The sequence below is a fragment of the Brevibacillus sp. MER 51 genome, from assembly GCF_023714195.1.
Taxonomy (GTDB): Bacteria; Bacillota; Bacilli; order Brevibacillales; family Brevibacillaceae; genus Brevibacillus.
On record NZ_JAMAUS010000002.1, the window covers coordinates 1 to 20417 of the forward strand.

Annotated in this window: 16 protein-coding genes and 1 rRNA gene; 2 read left to right on the forward strand and 15 right to left on the reverse strand. The window is 47.2% G+C overall.

Features of this window, described 5'->3' with window-relative positions:
* Nucleotides 1-313 (reverse strand): 16S ribosomal RNA (locus M3630_RS04150); the annotation flags it as partial.
* Nucleotides 314-516: 203 nt separating this feature from the next.
* Between M3630_RS04150 and M3630_RS04155 the strand changes: the two genes are divergently transcribed.
* Complete coding sequence (locus M3630_RS04155) at nucleotides 517-1197, forward strand: endonuclease/exonuclease/phosphatase family protein (RefSeq protein ID WP_251251330.1); 681 nt, start codon at nucleotides 517-519, stop codon at nucleotides 1195-1197.
* On the opposite strand, the gene M3630_RS04160 is transcribed toward M3630_RS04155, so the two are convergent.
* From M3630_RS04160 to M3630_RS04180, 5 genes are all read right to left on the reverse strand, one after another.
* A complete protein-coding gene (locus tag M3630_RS04160) occupies nucleotides 1151-2635 on the reverse strand; it encodes an alkaline phosphatase family protein (protein WP_251251331.1) in 1485 nt (494 codons plus the stop codon). The genes M3630_RS04155 and M3630_RS04160 overlap by 47 nt on opposite strands.
* A gap of 124 nt (nucleotides 2636-2759) precedes the next feature.
* Nucleotides 2760-4256 carry a S41 family peptidase gene (locus tag M3630_RS04165; protein ID WP_251251332.1) on the reverse strand — a complete coding sequence of 499 codons (1497 nt, stop codon included), beginning with the start codon at nucleotides 4254-4256 and terminating at the stop codon, nucleotides 2760-2762.
* Nucleotides 4253-6253 carry an S-layer homology domain-containing protein gene (locus M3630_RS04170; RefSeq protein ID WP_251251333.1) on the reverse strand — a complete coding sequence of 667 codons (2001 nt, stop codon included), beginning with the start codon at nucleotides 6251-6253 and terminating at the stop codon, nucleotides 4253-4255. The genes M3630_RS04165 and M3630_RS04170 overlap by 4 nt, the downstream gene beginning before the upstream one ends.
* 56 nt (nucleotides 6254-6309) lie before the next feature.
* Entirely contained in the window at nucleotides 6310-7425 is a 1116-nt protein-coding gene (locus M3630_RS04175) for a Nif3-like dinuclear metal center hexameric protein (RefSeq protein ID WP_251251334.1), read from the reverse strand.
* Nucleotides 7401-8135, reverse strand: coding sequence for a tRNA (adenine(22)-N(1))-methyltransferase (locus M3630_RS04180; protein ID WP_251251335.1), 735 nt, complete (start codon nucleotides 8133-8135; stop codon nucleotides 7401-7403). Before M3630_RS04180 ends, M3630_RS04175 begins: the two co-directional genes overlap by 25 nt.
* 382 nt (nucleotides 8136-8517) lie before the next feature.
* Here M3630_RS04180 and M3630_RS04185 point away from each other — a divergent pair, with 382 nt between their 5' ends.
* Entirely contained in the window at nucleotides 8518-9798 is a 1281-nt protein-coding gene (locus tag M3630_RS04185) for a S8 family peptidase (RefSeq protein ID WP_251251336.1), read from the forward strand.
* Between the two features lie 78 nt (nucleotides 9799-9876).
* Here M3630_RS04185 and M3630_RS04190 read toward each other — a convergent pair whose 3' ends face one another.
* From M3630_RS04190 to glyQ, 9 genes are all read right to left on the reverse strand, one after another.
* Nucleotides 9877-11016: an acyl-CoA dehydrogenase gene (locus M3630_RS04190; protein WP_251251337.1), complete on the reverse strand. Its 1140-nt coding sequence runs from the start codon at nucleotides 11014-11016 to the stop codon at nucleotides 9877-9879.
* 139 nt (nucleotides 11017-11155) lie between these two features.
* Complete coding sequence (locus tag M3630_RS04195) at nucleotides 11156-11320, reverse strand: hypothetical protein (RefSeq protein ID WP_016742642.1); 165 nt, start codon at nucleotides 11318-11320, stop codon at nucleotides 11156-11158.
* A 63-nt stretch (nucleotides 11321-11383) separates the two neighbouring features.
* A complete protein-coding gene (locus M3630_RS04200; RefSeq protein WP_173611447.1) occupies nucleotides 11384-12298 on the reverse strand; it encodes a hypothetical protein in 915 nt (304 codons plus the stop codon).
* Nucleotides 12299-12391: 93 nt separating this feature from the next.
* Nucleotides 12392-13522 carry an RNA polymerase sigma factor RpoD gene (gene rpoD / locus M3630_RS04205; RefSeq protein ID WP_047072497.1) on the reverse strand — a complete coding sequence of 377 codons (1131 nt, stop codon included), beginning with the start codon at nucleotides 13520-13522 and terminating at the stop codon, nucleotides 12392-12394.
* A 34-nt stretch (nucleotides 13523-13556) separates the two neighbouring features.
* Entirely contained in the window at nucleotides 13557-15431 is a 1875-nt protein-coding gene (dnaG, locus tag M3630_RS04210) for a DNA primase (RefSeq protein ID WP_173611448.1), read from the reverse strand.
* 203 nt (nucleotides 15432-15634) lie between these two features.
* Nucleotides 15635-16471, reverse strand: coding sequence for a pyruvate, water dikinase regulatory protein (locus M3630_RS04215; RefSeq protein ID WP_251251338.1), 837 nt, complete (start codon nucleotides 16469-16471; stop codon nucleotides 15635-15637).
* An 11-nt stretch (nucleotides 16472-16482) separates the two neighbouring features.
* Nucleotides 16483-17127: a transcriptional regulator CcpN gene (ccpN, locus tag M3630_RS04220; RefSeq protein ID WP_173604593.1), complete on the reverse strand. Its 645-nt coding sequence runs from the start codon at nucleotides 17125-17127 to the stop codon at nucleotides 16483-16485.
* Between the two features lie 122 nt (nucleotides 17128-17249).
* On the reverse strand, nucleotides 17250-19319 hold the full coding sequence (gene glyS / locus M3630_RS04225; RefSeq protein ID WP_251251339.1) for a glycine--tRNA ligase subunit beta: 2070 nt from the start codon (nucleotides 19317-19319) through the stop codon (nucleotides 17250-17252).
* Nucleotides 19312-20238 carry a glycine--tRNA ligase subunit alpha gene (gene glyQ, locus M3630_RS04230; protein WP_012685775.1) on the reverse strand — a complete coding sequence of 309 codons (927 nt, stop codon included), beginning with the start codon at nucleotides 20236-20238 and terminating at the stop codon, nucleotides 19312-19314. The genes glyS and glyQ overlap by 8 nt, the downstream gene beginning before the upstream one ends.
* Nucleotides 20239-20417: the final 179 nt, after the last annotated feature.

A 20417-nucleotide genomic window follows, 5' to 3' on the forward strand; every position in this document is an offset into this window, starting at 1 on the left:
CCAGTGTGGCCGGTCACCCTCTCAGGTCGGCTACGCATCGTCGCCTTGGTAGGCCGTTACCCCACCAACTAGCTAATGCGCCGCAGGCCCATCTCCCAGTGATAGCCGAAGCCATCTTTTCTTTTCGGATCATGCGATCCAAAAACCTATCCGGTATTAGCATAAGTTTCCCTATGTTATCCCAGTCTGAGAGGCAGGTTGCCTACGTGTTACTCACCCGTCCGCCGCTAGCCTCCGAAGAGACTCGCTCGACTTGCATGTATTAGGCACGCCGCCAGCGTTCGTCCTGAGCCAGGATCAAACTCTCCAATAAAGTTTGAAGATGAATCTGACTTCAAGTAAAACACAAGCTTATTTTCACAGATTAATTCTATTCCGGTTTTCAAGGAGCATTTCATTCTATCTGCGCCTCAAGCAGAGGCGACGTTTTTTAATATAGCATAGACTAAAACCTAATGCAATAGGGAAAACTAAATAAGTTTAAAAAATGACGCCAAAACAAAGGAAGTGAATAAGGTGCGTGTGGTTAGTTACAACATTCATAGCGGACGTGACCTCTGGTGGCGAAAACGTCTGAACGAAATGACTCTGACTTTAAAGGACTTGCAACCAGATATCATCGGCCTTCAGGAAGTTCATCAGAACGGGAAGTACGGGTATCAAGCGAGCTATATCGCTGATCAATTACAATATCATCTAGCCTTCTCCCCTTCGATCTCGATAGGAGATGGGTATTACGGCAATGCGCTGCTATCGAAATATGCGCTTGAAAATGTAGACGCTATCGTTTTACCTGCCAGAAAAGAACAACGCACCCTCCTGTATGCATCCTTCCAAGGATTCGGCCGTACGATTACGCTTTGCGTTACACACTGCAGCTTAAATCAAGTAAGCAGACTGGCCCAGCTACAGCTCATGTCGTCATTGATACAGCAACACGCAAAAGCCCCATTCCTCCTAATGGGGGATTTTAACGCGAGTAATGTGTCCTTTACTCCACACCTGATGGACTGTGCTACTGTCTCAGGTCAGGAAAAAAAGCCAACGCTTCCTGCCTTCCGCCGACGTTTGGACTATATTTTCGCTTCCCATCACTGGAATATTGAGCATTACGAGCTGCTACCTGTCAATTGGTCCGATCATGTCCCGGTCATTGTGGATTTGAGTTTGACAGAATCCCCAGCTCACGGAGAATAAAGTCTTTGACATCTACGAGTCTTGCTGGAAGTGGAAACATCTCTGAAGCACCTGCAATTACTAACGGAATTAGCGAATCTTGCTTATGCAGTGATCCGTGACTTCCTCCACCTAAATGCGTGGGAGCACATTCCGATAAAAATTCATAGCTCTTGGCCGCAGTAACAACTACCACGTCACCGGTCTGCGAGAACAATGCCCCGTATAGTCGAGAAAAAGCATCCGGGTATGTATCAAAAGAAAGACTTTCTCCATCATATTGCACATCCAACACGGAAACGTCCCCTTCAACTGACCAAGAAGAACCGTACGCATCTTGATACTCCCCGTTTCGCCAAAAACACATTTCCTGTTGTGTTCCTCCCCGACGCACCTTTACCTTCTCGCCCTCTTTCCAAGCAATCAAATCAATTCTTTCTTCCACACTAACCGCTTTTACAATAGAAAGCGGATCTGTCTCATTCACTGGATACAAGTAAGTCATACGCTCATTATTGCAAATGACCACTTCCACTTCTGATGTCACATCAGTACCAAGCGCATGGATCGAAAAATTCGCCAAAAGACGATCCAGCGGTATATTGTGGTCCTCACTTTCTCCGATGACGGTCTGTCCATGATCACTAATCAGAATGCATACATTTCTCTCAAGCATTTGCTCCCATGATGCGAAGCTATCCAACAAACGAGCCAACTGCTTGTCTACATCTGCCAAGTGCTGTACGGCATCCTCCGGGGAATTATGGAGTTTATGATCATTTTCCGGCAGATAGACCAGCGTAAAATGTGGCTGCTGACCGCTGCGAATCACCTCAATCATAACATCGATTGCATACGTATCATTAATTCCGTAGCCTTCCAAAGCCGATTGGGAGAAATCCCACGGGACGGTACGAAATAACGCCGGGCTCACCAGTGTCCCCATACTCATGATCGTTGGACCACTCATTTTTTCGCGCAGGGAAAAGGATGTAATTGTATCCAGCAAGGTCGGCATTTTCACCTTATGCTGCTTATGTCCGCGGTGGGCGATCACATTGATGGAACCGGATACGAGATTGTTTTCTTCCAGTACCTCATGAATAGTTTTTACATCCTTGCTCAGATGACGTTCGTTCAAATCAAAAAGGACGTTTCCCGCACAGCTCGAAATGCCTATTTTTCGGATTGAAGCGGCCCCATTAATATAATTCACCATTTTTTTCTGTTCGGCATCATACCAAACTAACCCCGGCACTTTGTGCTGATCGGGATAAACCCCCGTAATGAGGGAGCAATCTATCGAAGCCGTCATTGTAGGGAACACGGTCACACAATCTGGTATGTACTGGCTATGCTCCATGAAAAACCGAAGTGCCGGTGCTTTATTGGCAGCAATGCATCGCTCCAGAACATCAGGCATCATGGAGTCGATCAGGAAAAGTATGACCTTTTTCATTCGGCTGCCACCCTTCTCGTCGTAATAGTCATAGTCGCACTTGATAGTGTTCGAATTTGCATGACCGAGTATACGCCTGAAAAAGAAAAAGCCCCCGTTCGCCAATAGCGACAGGGGACCATGCTCACGAAGTAAATGTGAGGATGTTGACACCATTTTTCGTTTGCAGCTTCAGTGCAGGATACTTCTTCAAAAACGGAGCTAGTGCTACGTAATCTTTTTCCCCAATGGACGAATCCCCCAGCAAATGCGATAGTACAGCAGCTCGAATTTGCAGCCCTTGAGGCGTTTGTTTAAAGAGAGGATCCACCGTCGGGAAAGGAATTCCATTGATGACTGTATCGCCTTCTGCGTCACTCAGTTCCCACGTATTGACCTTTAATGAATGGAGGGCTTCAACCACTTGTGCTCCATAATCCTCCACAACCATATCAGGTTGAAGGCCTACGTGATTCACCACAGTATGTTTAGGCGTAAAATATTCGTTCAGTGTTAGCTTCAGTGCATCACCGTCCGATAACGGAATAACTTGTTGGGCACTTCCTTTTCCAAATGTTTTGGTACCCACAAGCTTGGCGATGCCATGATCACGCAGCGCACCCGACAACAGCTCAGATGCAGAAGCTGTTCCACCGTTTACCAAAATTCGCACAGGAATGCCGATATCCTGTCCATTTCGTACCCACGTCTCTACCTCTACCCCATTGCGATTCGTGGTATACATGAGCAAGCCTTCTTCCATAAAGAGGCTCGCGATATCCCGCGCTGTGGACAAGTATCCCCCGCCATTATCCCGCAGGTCTAACACCAACCCGGACAACGGCTTTTGTACACGGGAAAGTTCAGCAAGCTTATCCCTTACCTGGATAGCTCCTTCTGATCCGAATGTTTCAAGACTGATATAGCCAACCGCGCCTTTCGTAAACATCTGTCCTTCCGCTTCCGGCAAGGTCATGGAGACACGCTTCAACTTTACCTGGTGCTCCCGTTTGTCAGATGGACGATATACTGTAAGAACGGCTTCAGTCCCTTCGTTGCCCTTCAAATAAGCATACGCTTCTTCAAAAGTCTTTCCGACCAACGAGGTCTCATTGACTTTGATCAATTGATCGCCTCGTTGCAAAGAAGATGCGGCTGCTGGAGAATTCGGAACGATTTCACGGATGATAATATGATCATTTTGACGCCGCAGACGAAAGCCAAATCCAACGAATTGATTTTCAACGTCAGATTGAAACAGACGCAATTCATCTTGGGTAAAAAATACGCTGTGTGGGTCATTGAGCGTGGAAAGCATTCCATCAATCGCCCAAGTGTTCATCGTCGGCGTATCAAACCCGCCTTTCTTCTGCCATTCTTCGAGCCTCAATTCCAACTCATCCCAGGTGTCATCTTCTTCTGAAAATTTGAACTGAAGCTGTTTTTTCTCTTTGGCCTGCTCACTGACCACCTCTAAAGCTCCTTTTACCAATTGTTTGGCTGTCGGTTTGCTCAAGTGGCTTTCTATGACATGCTGGAACACTTCTTCTGTTTCCTCGAAAGGATACTCTGCCGCTTGCACGGGAAGAACAGTTGTGAATAGCAGTACTGTTGCTACTGCCCATTGACTAAATCGTTTCATGGCGCCACCCCTTTTCGAACATCATCAGGTATCGAGAATTCAACATTGCTTGTAAAGTCATACTGGTCGGTACCCGAATAGGCTACGTATTCGTCGCCCTCATAAATTTCTTCATAACGCCATGTATGTTTGACAATCTGGTCGCTAGCTCGATCAATATAATACTTGTTCATGAACAAGGGAACCTCTTTCACTTTTCCTTGTCCGAGCATAACCTTCTTTGATTTCTCTACCAGCATAGAGCCCGGAATCCACTCCGTAATGACGTCGTACTTCCCGTATGATTGTTTGTAGTAGCGTGCATGAAGCTCCTTGGCCCGATCAGCTACCTTGACAGCACCAACCCACTCGTGCAAGAAGTCAACTTTGTCCGTTTTGCTCTTGTCCCATGTCTGCCGATCCGTATCATACGAGTATTGCGTGTTTGTTTTCCCATCTGTATAGGAGAGCAGCTTGTCTGATATTAGTTTTTGCGGAGATTGATAAAAGCCGGATATTCTGCTTATTTGTTTTTCCTTGTTAACATCCTGCGTATAGGAGAACGTCAATCCACTCAATACCGCTTCACCCTTCACTTGGTAGGTGTCGGCATTATCCAACAGGCGCAAAGAGTATCCCAAATCAGAAATAATAGCTGGCTGATCTTTTAAAGATGCGAACTCTTGACGCAACATTTTGTGCAGCTGATTCATTCTGCTGTCTGACGATTTCGGTTTCATCGTAGCAAGAACTTCTTCTGCTTCCTGCATGCGTCCTTCCTGCAAATAATAATAGGAAGTATTCAACAATGCCTCCGGGCTCCTGTCGGCAAATCGCTTGTAACGTGCCATCGCCAGGTCTCCCTGACCACTCCTGATTTCCATTGCCCCCAAATACATGGCGAGCGATTCCCATTCTTTGGAATCTTGCTTCACTTTTTGTTCATAAGCACCAAGTCGGTCGAGCACTTTTTTGTATTGGCTTTGATCCTTGTTCCCTAGCTGCAAGGAAATATCATACACATTGGCACTCAACAGCCCGAGTGTGTCCGGGAGAATGATTTTGTCTTCGAAGTAAGCATCGATAGCAAGAAAAGCTTCCTCCAGATTGGTTTCAATCGGTGTTTCAGGATTCCAGCTCAATAAATAGTGAACACCAACTTGATTAGGGAAGGAGGAATCCGCCAGCATTCGTAACTGTTCGAAGGTCTCTTCACTATCATTTCTACTGCGAATAGCGGCAGCCGCATCTACATAAATCTGTTCTTCTGTTGTTTTGGGATCTGTATAGGTTGCGAATAACGGCAATACCTCATCGATATCCGGGACCATGGGGAACTTTTTCCCGTCGTAATCCAGCAGAGGCATGATTCCATCCTGAAGGAAATAATCCACCATGCGATCAGCAGCGACTGCAGCATCTCCCCGCTTCACCCGATCCGTTTTTTCTCCCTTTAGCCATCCCCAGGAACTCACTTCTTCCCAAGCATTTTTACTATCTGGAGACATCGTGAACATTTGCAATATCTTGGCAGCTTCTTCGTTGGTGATTGGTTGATTCGGATTCATCATCTCACCAGGAAAAATATACTGAATCGCATTTGGACCGTACAGTCTATCCAAGATCGTGGAGATGCGCAACGTCGGTTTGTACATCCAAGTCAGGCGATCAACATCTTTATACGGCAAATACGGTTCCTGAAAACCTTCTGCCCGTGCCCACTCCGAATGCTCGGATAAGAAAGTAAGGGGATAGATCTGATACTGCCCGCCGTAATAAAGACGATCGACCATGACAAGAAATTCCGCACGCGTCATGTCACGATTTGGGTAAAACTTCGGAACATTGGGACCAACCTCAAACAAACCGAGCTGCACACCTTGAATGATTGCTTTTCTCGCCCAGTGCTTGCTGATGTCATTGTATGGCAATAAGCCCCCAGCCGCTGATGCGACGCCGGGGGAGAGTAAGCTTAATGTCAGTAATCCACAAGAAATCGTCCGGATTAGTTTTTGCACATAAAATCCTCCTACACTTCATCTGGCAGGCAACAAAAGGTTGGTCCTGCTACGTCTTAAACAAACTGGAACGGATCTGTGTGCACGCGCGAAGGAATAACCTCTGTCTCATAACCATTTGCCTGCAACTTCTCAAGCAAGATGGTTGCCAGCTTTTCCTTCATGATTTTTTCGATATTGTGACCAGCATCTACGATCGACAAGCCTTCCGCTTGCGCATCGTGTGCGGTGTGATAACCAATGTCTCCTGTTAAATAAACATCCGCGCCTTTAAAAATGGCTTTGGAAACAAAGGAGCTGCCGTCTCCACCTACTACCGCTACTTTTTTGACTGTCGCATCCAAGTCACCAACTACGCGAAGACCATGTAGGGCAAACCGTTCTTTGACGAGCAAAGCAAACTCACGGAGCGTCAGTGGTGTAGGCAGACTGCCGATACGCCCAATTCCGTACACAGTTCCTGATTGCTCTAGTGGAATGATGTCATAGGCGACTTCTTCGTAGGGATGGGCAGCAAGCATTGCTTTAACCACAGCCGATTGCCTGGACGCAGGAACAATCATCTCGATGCGAACTTCCTCTACTTTTTCCAGTTGACCTCTCGAACCGATATGGGGATTCGTTCCTTCCCCTGGCAAAAAGGTTCCAGTGCCTTCTGTCTGAAAAGAACAGTGGCTATAGTTTCCTACATGCCCGGCACCCGCTTCAGCAAGTGCAGAAAACACTGCTTCCTTATGGGTAGCAGGTACGAATACGACGAGCTTCTTCCAAGCCTCTCGTGAAAGAACATCCAGTACATCTACGTCAGTGAGTCCAACCGCTTCTGCAAGCCAATCGTTCATTCCCCCGTACGCAACATCCAAATTGGTATGGGCTGTATATACCGCAATGTCATGCTTGATCAGCTTTTCGAACACGCGTCCTGCGGCGAGATCCGTCCTCAGGTGTTTCAGTGGTCGATATATGACGGCGTGGTGAGCCACAATCAGGTCGACACCCTCTGCAATTGCTTCATCCACCACAGATTCCAGTACGTCTAATGCGATCATCACTTTTTTTACCTTTTTTTGCAAGGTGCCTACATGAAGACCAATCTTGTCGCCTTCCATCGCCAACGATTTAGGTGCCAGACGTTCTATATATTGAATTACTGTTTGTCCGTGCGCAAGCATGCGATCACCTCATCGATCCATTTTACTTCTGCTTCGATTTCTTTTATTCGTTCTGCTGCTTCCGGCTTGTCCGAACGCTTTAATTGAACGATGATCTTTTGCCATTTTTCATGCTCATGCAGCCACTTCTCTTGTAATACCTCTGATTTTTCCATCCAAAGAAATGGACCAATGCGCAGGAGCTCTTGCTGTGTACGATCTTTGCCCTCATAAGGCAAGGTAGGATTGCCTCGTTCTGCGACGAGAATCTCATAAATCACGCCGTCTTCCTGCAAAATGGACTCGGCAATTAACTGCCAACCGTTCTCTATCATCCACAGGCGAACCGCTTCTTCTCCTACGTTTGGTTGCAGAATCAGGCGTTGCACGCCTTCCAGTTTGTCTTTTCCTGCTTCCAAAATGGAAACGATCAATTGTCCGCCCATCCCAGCAATGCAGATCACATCTGCTTCGCCTGGTTGTAATACCGCGAGCCCGTTTCCTTTACGCACCGAAGCGCGGTCTTTTACCTGCAATGTATGTATTTGTTTTTGTGCCGCTTGAAAAGGCCCTTCATTCAATTCGCCTGCGATTACGAAAGAAGCAATTCCTTTTACAAGCAAATAAGAAGCCAACAACGCATGATCCGACCCGATGTCGGCGACGCGGGCTCCTTCTGGACAATAGCGGGCAATCGTTTGTAGCCGCTTGGATATTGATACTGATGTCATCTGTATACTCACCTTCCGTTGCCTCTATTCTACCCTATTTGGCAGCAATTGCGAAATGCTAAATCCCTAACAGATGCTCAGAAAGAACGACAAAATCCTCGCTATTGCACCCAACAAAAGATATGGCAACTAAGGGGGAACTATGTGTGACAGTCAGGAAGCTTCAGGTGACTGTTACGTTGGATGTAATGTTCGGAATTACAAGCGATTTTTTTAAATATGGTATTGTTTTTTGGTATTTTATGTAATTTAACTTAATTTTTATTAAATTGTGAACTTTATTTTAATAAATAAATATTTACAAATTTTTTACAGATATGTATATTAACGCCATGAACATCACGAACTACATAAACAAAATATCTTTAAGGAGGAGAACAGTATGAAAAAAAGAACCGGCAAGTGGTGGGGAATGGGATTACTCTCATCGGCGCTAGTGATGAGTGTCTTCACAGGTGTGGGGGCAGCAAGTAACGATTCATTCAATGAATTTGGAACTGAACGGATATTAATTCAGTCAGATTCGGATCTGAGAACCGGTTATTTTGCTGGACCTTTGGAAGTACGCCATGATTTTGGCGAAGATGGCTTTACCCTCGATGTAAATAGCGATCAACTTGACCAACTGAAAAGCGATCCCAATGTAAAAATTACAGTATTGCAAAAATTAAAGATCGCTGAGTATATAGAAGAAGATCAGGCAAGCGAGCCAGAGTTCTCTCCTGCGGCAGTCGTTCCGTGGGGAATTAAAGCAATCTATAAGAACCAGTCCCTCTCCTCTACGACTGGCGGTGCAGATGTTCGTGTTGCAGTTCTGGATACTGGCGTGTATACGCAACATCCGGACCTAACCGCTAACGCAGAGCAATGCAACGATTTCACGCAAGCTTCTTCTCCTGTTGTTACCGGCGCTTGCAATGATGCGCATGGTCATGGAACACACGTCGCCGGGACTGTTCTCGCTAACGGCGGTGGTGGCGCAGGTATTTATGGTGTAGCGCCAGATGCAAAGCTATGGGCATATAAAGTATTGGATGACTCCGGCTCCGGCTATGAGGATGACATTGCCTATGCTATTCGTTATGCTGCTGACCAGTCCGCTCAATTAGGCGTGAAAACGATCGTCTCTATGTCTCTTGGCTCTAGCGGTAAGAGCACCCTTATGGAAAGTGCCATCACGTATGCAAACCAAAAAGGTGTATTAGTCGTCGCTGCGGCTGGTAACTCCGGACCGACAGTGAATAGCATTGGCTACCCTGGAGCATTAGTGAATACAGTAGCCGTAGCAGCGTTAGAGAATGTTCAACAAAACGGTACCTACCGTGTGGCTGACTTCTCTTCTCGTGGCAAGAGCGGGCAGGCGGGAGACTACGTGATTCAAGAGCGCGATGTGGAAGTATCAGCACCAGGACGCGCTATTCAGTCTACATGGAATAACGGAGGCTATAATTCTATCAGCGGAACCTCCATGGCAACTCCACACATTTCAGGTTTGGCTGCAAAAATCTGGGCTTCCAATCCATCCTGGAGCTCTCAAAATGTTCGCGTGGAATTGCAAAAACGCGCGAAAGGAAATGACATCAAAGGTGGCTCCAACGCTGCTTTAGGAGACGATATTGCTAGTGGATTTGGATTCCCAACTGTACAGCCTGGCGATCAATAAAAAGTAAAAAACAAAAAAAGAGCCATGGCTGTCAGTTAACACTGGCAGTCATGCTCTTTGTTCTCAAACACAAAAAGGTTAGCAACCGATTTCTCTTGCGATGACATTACGCAGAATCTCTGAAGTCCCCTCTCCGATCTCTAACAGTCGGGCATCGCGGAAAAATCGTTCTACCTGATACTCCCGCATATACCCATAGCCGCCGTGAATCTGAATAGCCTGATGAGTAGCAGACATGGCAATCTCCGAAGCATACAATTTTGCCATTGCCGCTTCTTTCGTAAATTTGCGACCATGATCCTTCAGCCACGCTGCTTTATACACCATCGTTCTCGCCAGCTCTATTTGCATCGCCATATCCGCCAGCTTGTGCTGAATCGCTTGAAAATGACTCAAGGAATTCCCAAAAGCTGTACGCTGCTTCGAGTATTGCAGTGCCTTGTCGTAGGCAGCCTGAGCAATTCCTACTGCCATCGCTCCGATCCCAATTCGCCCACCATCAAGTGTAATGAGGAACTGCTTGAAGCCTTCGCCCCGCTTCCCAAGGACGTTTTCCTCTGGCACCCTCACATTTTCAAGAACGAGTTCGGTCGTATTAGAGCTGTGCAATCCGAGCTTTTCATAATTCGCCAGTACTTGAAAACCCGGTGCATCTGTCGGAACGATAAAAGCAGTAATACCACGTGAGCCCTGATCTTTGTCAGTCACGGCTGTCAAGGCGAGAAATGAAGCATAGGAGGCATTGGTTATGAAGCATTTGGAGCCGTTAATCGTCCACTCCCCGTCAGCCAAGACCGCATTCGTTTTCGTTCCACCTGCGTCAGATCCTGCATTCGGTTCCGTCAAGCCAAATGCGCCAAAGCTCTCGCCGGAACAGATTTTGCTTAAGTAGTTCAGCTTTTGCTCTTCCGTTCCAAACAAAGCCAGTGGAGCGCCACCTAACGAGATATGCGCCGAATACGTGATTCCTGTAGAACCACATGCACGACTTAGCTCTTCTACAACGATTGCAAAACTCGTGGAATCAGCTCCCGCACCCCCGTATTTTTCAGGGAAGGGAAGACCCATCAAGTTCAGCTCGCTCATCTGCTTGAATATTTCGACAGGAAATTGTTTAGTTTGATCGCGTTCATCTGCTCCTGGTGCCACTACCTCATCAGCAAATTCGCGTATCATTTTTTTCAACATTTGTTGTTCTGAAGTCAAATCGAAGTTCATAATCGCTGCCCCCTTGAAAACGCTTTAGTTAAGAACTATCAAGAAACACACAATTTTGACTGAGCGTTTGTTCAGAATACTCTTACCATTATACACCACGATTTTGGATTCATGTGGTAATTTCTAAAAAAAAACACGCCTAAGATCGGCGTGCTCCTAATAAAATCGCTCCCAAAAAAGATACAGATGCTGCTATGAATCCGATGCTGTATGTATGTACACCCATAAATTTGGCTACTGTTTCTCCACCCAGAAAAAAAGCCGCCAGCAAAATACCGATTAATACTTTCCACTTGTTGTTCATCTATTCACCCCGTTTGCGCTCTTCTGAAATTGTAACAAATAAGCAGCGAGAGGAAAACGAGTCTTACAGCCGCAACCACGCATACCAATATCCACGCGTGAAGAAAAACAAAATGGACGCGATGAACACCTTGATGAACAACAGCAATTGAATCATATCCCGCTTCGCTGCTGGAATATACAGAGCCTGTATCTCTGCACCAAAGAAAAAGGCAAGTCCACATACGGCAAATACTCCCGCCCATTTCGAATTAGCCTTATTCATCAAGAAGCCCATACCCGTGAGCAAGCACGCAAGCGGTACCCAGTACAACTCCGATGTCCACCAAGTATAGTCTATCCCTACCCGATGAACGGTTGTAATGCCATACAAGATGGCCAAACCCAGTAACCCTGCATAGAGCAAATAAGCATAACCAAAAACAATAGCACTGATGCACAGTAACATGCAAACAAAGCCTAAATAGAACAGAACGAACGGCATGCTACCATCCAATTTTTGGATACAATAAACGCCTCCCGCGATCAAGATCAGAAAAGACAAAGCCAGGAATAAATGCGTCAATGGCGGGGCCGACCTTCGATATACGAGTCCCAGAATATAGAAAACGAGTGCGAAACAGGCAAAGATGGTAATTTGCATTGGGGTTTGAAAACGGTTAAAATGAAAAGCAAGTAAGATCAAACCAGCAATGACAAAGGCACCAAGGAGCCATGCCACTACCATTTTCCCCGTCACTGGAGAGACAGTTCTAGGTGCATATGTATTTGTGACAGATGATGTTGAATTGACTTTTCCTGACAGCACACCCGGTGCCGTTCCCATTCGCTCATTCCCGCCTGCGGACGCCGGTGTATTTGGCCGATCCCCTTCTGTATACAGGTTTAACAAGAAGATGCAGTAATGTTCAGGCAGTAAATGGTTGCGCCGCCAGTTTTCAATTTCGGCGATGATCGTGCGCTTGCGCTGGTCGTCCAACGCGGCCCCTCCTAACTACGACAAAAAGTGTTTTCCTTCATGAATAAGAAAAGCCTACGTCGGCTAACGTAGGCCACATACTTCTTATATCGGTTATTCCAAGAAATCTTTTAAGCGTTTACTTCTACTCGGATGACGCAATTTGCGAAGAGCTTTTGCTTCAATCTGACGAATCCGTTCACGGGTTACGCCAAACACTTTGCCTACTTCTTCTAACGTCCGTGTACGTCCGTCATCTAGCCCAAAACGCAGACGCAGTACATTCTCTTCCCGGTCTGTTAATGTATCCAAAACGTCTTCCAACTGTTCTTTCAAAAGTTCATAGGCAGCGGCATCAGATGGCTCCAATGCATCCTGATCCTCAATGAAATCACCTAAGTGGGAATCGTCTTCTTCCCCAATTGGAGTCTCCAGGGATACTGGTTCTTGAGCAATCTTCATGATTTCCCGAACTTTTTCCGGAGTAAGATCCATTTTTTCAGCGATTTCTTCTGGCATAGGTTCACGACCTAGCTCTTGCAGAAGCTGACGGGAAACGCGGATTAATTTATTGATCGTTTCCACCATGTGAACCGGAATCCGGATCGTTCTAGCCTGGTCTGCAATAGCACGGGTAATCGCTTGGCGAATCCACCAGGTCGCATACGTACTGAACTTGTAGCCTTTGCGATAGTCAAACTTTTCCACCGCTTTAATCAGGCCCATGTTCCCTTCTTGAATCAAGTCGAGGAATAGCATACCGCGTCCTACATAACGCTTCGCGATCGATACAACCAATCGCAAGTTCGCCTCAGCCAAACGTCTTTTGGCTTCCTCATCACCTTGTTCAATTCGCTGTGCCAGTTTAATCTCCTCTTCTGCGGAGAGCAGAGGAACTCGACCAATTTCCTTCAGATACATCCGTACAGGGTCATTGATCTTGATTCCAGGCGGAACGGAGAGATCGTCAAAATCAAATTCTTCGTTGTCCTCGTCCTTGATGATCATTTGATCGACTTCATCATCGTCATCTTCATTCTCATTGTTGTTAATCTCAATGCCTTGATCACCAAGATATTCAAAAAACTCATCCATTTGATCAGAATCCTGCTCAAAACCTGCCAGGCGATCCGTAATTTCTTTATACGACAACACGCCGCGTTTCTTGCCTAATTCGACCAACTGTTCCTTCACTTGTTCGATGGACATTGCTTCCATGTCGGAAGTGATATTTTGCTTGTTCATCTACTTTCCCTCCTTCCCCGGGAATGATCTGAAGCTACCCTTCTTTTAAAGCATTTTCCAATTCAAGAATCTTCATCCCTGTAACGGCTGCTTGAAGTTCAAGTTGTTTGCGCGCATCCTCGCTGTCCGCTGCGGCCGCTTGGAGGTGTAAGCTCCGCTGCTCATCGCGCAATCGTTCCAACTCGGCACGCTTCGGGTAGTTATTCACTTGTTTGATGTAGTCACCGATCTCCAACTCAGATACGTCGTTGTTGCACTCCATCATGGCCAATCCCGAGGCTAATTGCTTTAACAAATCGTCTTGCACATAATGTATAAACTTTCCAGGGTCTTCCGGGTTTCCCTCTGCATAGTAGGCGTACAGGTAGGCAGCCAGCGCATCGTGTTCATCCACCTGAAAGTGGGCGCTGCACTCTTGTTGGACGCGGGCAGCGATTTCTACGTTCCGCATCATGTAGTAAAGCAGCATGCGCTCAGCCGTGTGATAAGCGGGTGGCAGTGATTTCGCGAGCGTAACTTTGCCATTATTTATACTATTATTCCATGCTGGCGTCACTTTATCCCTTTGGCGCTCACTTTTTTGCTGATTGTAGGCGCGTTTGGACTCCCATTTGAGATCACCGAGAGTAAGGGAGTATTCTTCAGCCAATTGCCGTTGGTACATGTCCCGTTCCACCGGGCTGCTAAGCTCGTTGATGATCTCGACCGCCTTCGCGATTAAGCGGGCTTTGTCCGTCTCATCTTTTATTACGAACTGACTGCGCAAATGTTTCAGACGGAAAGCCGTAATCGGCATCGCCTGTAACAATACCTGCTGGGAAAAAGCTTCAGCCCCATGCTGTCGGATGTAATCATCCGGGTCCACTCCTTGTGGAAGTGGAGCTACTCGAACGATCAAACCGGCTTGCTGCAAAACGTGAATCGCTTTGCTCGTTGCTTCTTGTCCTGCAGCATCTCCGTCATAACAAAGTACGACTGACTCTGTATTGCGACGAAGAATTCTGGCCTGCTGCTCCGTCAAGGCTGTTCCCAAAGTGGCAATACCTTGCATAAAACCCGCCTGCCATGCCGATATGACATCGACATATCCTTCAAACAACAGCGCCTCTTTTCTCTTTCTAATAATGGGGCGCGCACGATGAAGATTAAACAGCGTAGCACTTTTGTTGAACAAAAGGCTTTCCGGGCTATTCAGATACTTGGGTTGAGACTTTTGGTTGGAATTGGGCTTCGATCCTTGCAGTAAGCGCCCTCCAAATCCGATGACGTTACCTTGGGAATCCTGAATCGGAAACATGATGCGACCTCGAAAGCGATCAAAGATTTTTCCTGCATCGCTCCTGGCCAAAAGCCCTGCTTCCACCATCAATTCCTGTGAAAATCCCCGCTTTGTCAACTGCTGCGTCACGAAATCCCAGGAATCCGGGGCGAATCCGATTTGGTATTCGGCTATTGTCGCCTCAGACATTCCGCGCTTTGCGAGATACTTCATCGCTTCTGCGCCATAGGGGGTTTTCGTTAGCACGTAGTGGTAGAGGCGTGAAACGAACGTATGCGCTTCCTGCATCGCATGCTTCATCCGTTTTTCAGGTGAATCCTCTACTTGCTGCGGCTGGGGCACAGCTATTCCGGCACGCTCCGCCAATTTGTGCAGTGCCTCTGGAAAAGTCAATTGCTCCAGTTTCATTAAAAAGGAAAAGATATCCCCACCTGCTCCACAGCCAAAGCAATGAAAAAACTGTCGCTCTGCATTTACGTTGAAGGAAGGGCTCTTTTCAGAGTGAAACGGACATAGACCGAGAAATGCACGACCGCTTTTTCTCAGTTGAACGTACTCTCCTACAACGTCTACGATGTCGACAGCGGCACGCACTTGATTTACAAATTCATCTGAAGTGGGACCAGTCATGTCTTTCCACCTTTATAAGGAGAATCGCACGTGAGAATATTTAGTTCGTCAAAATTCGTCAATTTCCTTCTTTGCATCAAACTTCTTTTCTTCTTTTCTACTTTTCCACATTTCTTAGGGCAATAAACGCTGAGAAACTCACGGATGATAAGTATCCCGGCTAATTGATTTTCTACAAAAAACGCCAAAATCCTTCTTTTGGCCTATTTCCTTTCATTGCGGAGATTGTTTTTTCGAATCATCTCCAAAATGATGTTTGCCGTTTCTTCTACTGCCTTGTTGGAAACATCGATAACAGTACATCCGAGGCGCTCAATAATCCGTTTGGAATAAGCCAGTTCTTCGGCAATCCGCTCGAGATTGGCGTAATTTGCTTGTGCAGTCAATCCCAGTGCCTTCAGACGCTCTGTCCGAATGCCGTTCAATTGCTCCGGATTGATGGTAAGACCGATACACCGCTCTACTGGCAGTTGGAACAATTCTTCCGGTGGCTCTACCTCCGGGACAAGCGGAACATTGGCAACCTTAAGTCGTTTGTTAGCCAAATACATGGAAAGAGGCGTCTTGGAAGTACGCGAAACGCCAATCAAAACCACATCTGCTCGCAACAGGCCGCGTGGGTCCCGACCATCGTCGTATTTGACGGCAAACTCGATGGCGTCTACTTTGCGGAAATACTCTTCATCCAGGCGGCGTACCAAGCCCGGTTTTCCTGTTGGCGGCTCTTTCAACATGCCCTGCAATGTATTCATCAAAGGCCCCATAACATCAAGAGCCGGAATTCCGTGAAGAGCAGCTTGTTTTGTAATATACGCATTCAGCTCCGGAATGACCAGAGTAAATACGATCATTGCCCCCGATTCTTTTGCCGAAGCAATGATTTCGTCAATCGATTCCTTGTCTTCAATATACGGATACTTTTGTACATCAAACAAAAAACGATCAAACTGACTAGCTCCTGCGCGAACGACAAGTTCGGCCGTTTCGCCGATGGAGTCTGAGACTACATAGATGAGCTGTCCTCGCTGATTACCTTGCATCGCTTCTCCTCCTACACTTTCGGTTCGCTACCCAATTCTACAAATGCTTTCGCGATCGTCGTCTTGGTGACGCGCCCCAACAGCTCCATATGCTTCGGATCTTCCTCGCTCGGCCTCACGACAGGCAGAGAATCGATCTGAAAATCAATCAGCTTTTTGGCGGCTGCGTACAAGGTCTCATCAGGTGCACATGTAATGATATTCGGCATCCTAGACATGATAATGCTGACCGGCACATCCTCCAGCGTCTTATTCCCTAAAGAAGCCCGCAGGAGGTCTTTTCGAGAGATCACGCCAGCCAAGTATCCTTTTTGATTGACGACGAATAACGTGCCAACATCCTCCAAAAAGAGGGTAACGATAGCGTCGTAAGCCGAGGCGGATTCGGAAACCACAATCGGTACCGCCTTGTAGTCATTGACGAGAAGCTTGTGAAGCCGTTCACTTATGACTGAGCTTGCGGGTCTGCCGGCATAAAAATACCCGACGCGAGGTCTGGCTTCTAAATATCCTGACATTGTGAGGATGGATAAATCAGGGCGCAGCGTCGCGCGAGTCAAATTCAGTCGCTCCGCGATATGTTCTCCTGTTATCGGTCCGTCATCCTTCACTATCTGTAAGATGTGCTCTTGTCGTTTGGTAAGCTCGATGACCAATCACCCCGGTTCTGTCTTTACCTCTTCCTAGTATTACTCTATTCGACGGGATATTCCTTCTTTCACGCGGAAAAAAGGTGCCCCCGCCTGATTTTCAGACGAAGGCACCGGTTTTATTTTGTTTACGCGAATACAACTTTGGAAAAATCCGCATATCGATAAAGCACACGAGAAAGTTGCAAGAGAAGCCCCAGACGATTCGCACGAACTGCCTGATCTTCTGCCATGACCATTACTTTATCAAAAAATGCGTTGATCGGCTGGCGCAAGGTTGACAAGGTTGCGAGCACCTTCTCTTGATCCTTCAGACTGTCTACGTCCTTCTGAACAGCTTGGAATGCCTGATACAAGGCACGCTCCACATCTTCAGCGAACAGAGCTTCACTGACCTGGTCTGCTTCCGCTTTTTGCGCCAGGTTGTTCACCCGGTTAAACTGCTCCACAATCAGCTTGAATTCTTCTGTTTGTACCGCTCCCATCAGTGCTTTTGCTTTTGCCAGCACCTCTGGAACCAGTGTCAGGTCGGCAGCAAGAACGGCGTCGATGACATCGTAACGAACGCCATGATCCTGCAAGACATTTTTCAGACGGAGTGCGAAGAAGTCTACGAGGTCTTTTTTCACGTCTTCTGCCACTCTCTTGTTTACGCCTTGTGCTACATAGCCTTCCATCGCAGCATTCCACAGATCAGCAAGAGAAATTTGCCAGTCGCGCTCAACCAAAATCGTAACGATTCCCGCTGCCATACGGCGCAGACCATACGGGTCCTGAGAGCCAGTAGGCACAATACCGATAGAGAAGCAGCCTACGATCGTGTCCATCTTGTCAGCCAAACTGACGATAGCGCCTTGAGCAGAAGCAGGCATTTTGTCCCCTGCAAAACGCGGGAGGTAATGCTCAAATACACCACTCGCAACGAGGTCGGACTCACCCGCTTTGCGCGCATAATCTTCACCCATGATCCCTTGCAGTTCAGGGAACTCGCCTACCATGTTGGTAACGAGGTCAAATTTTGCGATTTCGGCAATGCGGTCTACTTGTTTGGTTTCTTCCGCGCTCACACCCAGCTTGCTTGCCATTTGCGCAGCGGTTTTGCGTACACGGCGAACTTTATCACCGATTGTTCCCAGCTCTTCGTGGTAAACGATTGTCTCCAAGCGTTTCAGGCAGCTTTCAATGGACAGCTTTTGGTCCTCTACATAGAAGAAACGAGCATCAGACAAGCGTGCGCGAAGAACTTTTTCATTCCCTTTCGCTACGTTTTCCAGAGCGCGGCTGTCTCCATTTCGCACTGTCACAAAATGATTCAGCAATTGACCCTGTGCGTTTTCAACAGGGAAATAACGCTGGTGCTCACGCATGGAGGTAACCAAAACCTCACGTGGAATGGAAAGGAATTCTTGCTCGAACGTACCGTAAAGAGCGGTCGGATATTCTACAAGATGGACTACCTCATCCAGAAGCCCTTCGTCCATTGGAATTGTCCAGCCATTTTCCTTCTCCAAGCGATGAATTTGTTCTACAATGGCTGCTCTGCGCTCGTCGGGATTCACCATGACAAATTGCTCAGCCAGCTTGCTCACGTATTCGCTTGGGTGATTTAACGTAACCTCTGTTCCCAAGAAGCGGTGTCCACGAGAAACGCGTCCGCTTTTTACGCCAGCAATCTCCAGATCGATCAATTCATCACCGAACAAAGCAACCAGCCAACGAATCGGACGAACGTATTTCAAATCGCGTGCGCCCCAGCGCATGTTTTTCGGGAAGCTCATACCAGTGATCACTTCAGCCAGTTGCGGCAAAAGCTCGGTAGTTGGTTTTCCCGCTTCGGATTTGCGAGCATGAACATACTCGATCCCGTTTACTTCTTTATAATACAGTTGGTCAGGCTCAACATTGTTGCTTCGTGCAAAACCGAGTGCTGCCTTAGACCAGTTACCCGCTTCATCTTGTGCGATTTTGCGTGCAGGACCTTTCGCTTCATCATTGCGGTCAGGTTGCTTTTCTGCAAGTCCATTGATCAAAAGGGCAAAACGACGAGGTGTCTCCAATGCCGTAATTTGATCAAACGGCACGCGTTCAGCAGTCAGCCACTTTTCTACTTTTTCCTTGAATTGTGCCGCTGCCTGTGCGACAAAACGAGCAGGCATTTCTTCCAAACCAACCTCTACGAGTAGATCGCGCTTACTCATTTGTATCCTCTCCCTTCACCTGATTCACTTGATCCGCAGCGTCTGCGTTGCCTTTTTGCAAAAGCGGGAAACCGAGGCGCTCACGCTCTTTATAATAGGTTTGTGCTACTTCACGAGACAGATTGCGTACACGAGCGATGTAACCTGTACGCTCCGTCACACTGATGGCTCCACGCGCATCCAGCAAGTTGAAGGTGTGGGAGCATTTCAGTACGTAGTCATATGCTGGGTAAACCAGTCGCTCCGCCATCAGTCTTTTTGCTTCAGCCTCATACGTATTGTAAAGAGAGAACAGCATATCGACATCAGACAGCTCGAATGTGTATTTGGAATGCTCGTATTCTGGTTGCAGGAATACATCTCCGTACGTATACCCGTTGCACCATTCCAGATCGAATACATTTTCTTTTTCCTGAATATAGGAGGCCAAACGCTCCAGTCCGTAAGTCAGCTCGACTGCTACTGGTTTACATTCCAGACCGCCCACTTGCTGGAAGTACGTGAACTGTGTGATCTCCATACCGTCCAGCCAAACTTCCCAGCCTAAACCCCACGCGCCAAGCCCTGGGTGCTCCCAGTTGTCCTCTACAAATCGTATATCATGCTCCAGTGGCTCGATTCCGAGTTCACGCAAACTCTCCAGGTACAGCTCCTGAATGTTGTCCGGAGATGGCTTCATGATTACTTGGAACTGGTGATGCTGATACAGACGGTTCGGGTTTTCCCCATAACGTCCGTCTGCCGGGCGGCGGGAAGGCTCCACGTATGCCACATTCCATGGCTCAGGTCCAATGGAACGAAGGAAGGTCATTGGGTTTAGCGTACCTGCCCCTTTTTCAACGTCATACGGCTGGACAATGAGACAGTTTTGCTTTGCCCAAAAGTTTTGCAGCGTCAAAATGATGTCTTGAAATGTCATTTTCATGCTTTTTCCTCCTCTAAATGATTTACTAGGCTTTAAGTCGAAACTAAAAAAACCTCCCGCCTCTACACTGCCTGATGCGACAGTGTAGGGACGAGAGGATTCTCGCGGTTCCACCCTACTTGGCGAATGACTTCTTCGCCCACCTTACAATTAAATTGCTCCAGAACGCCCTT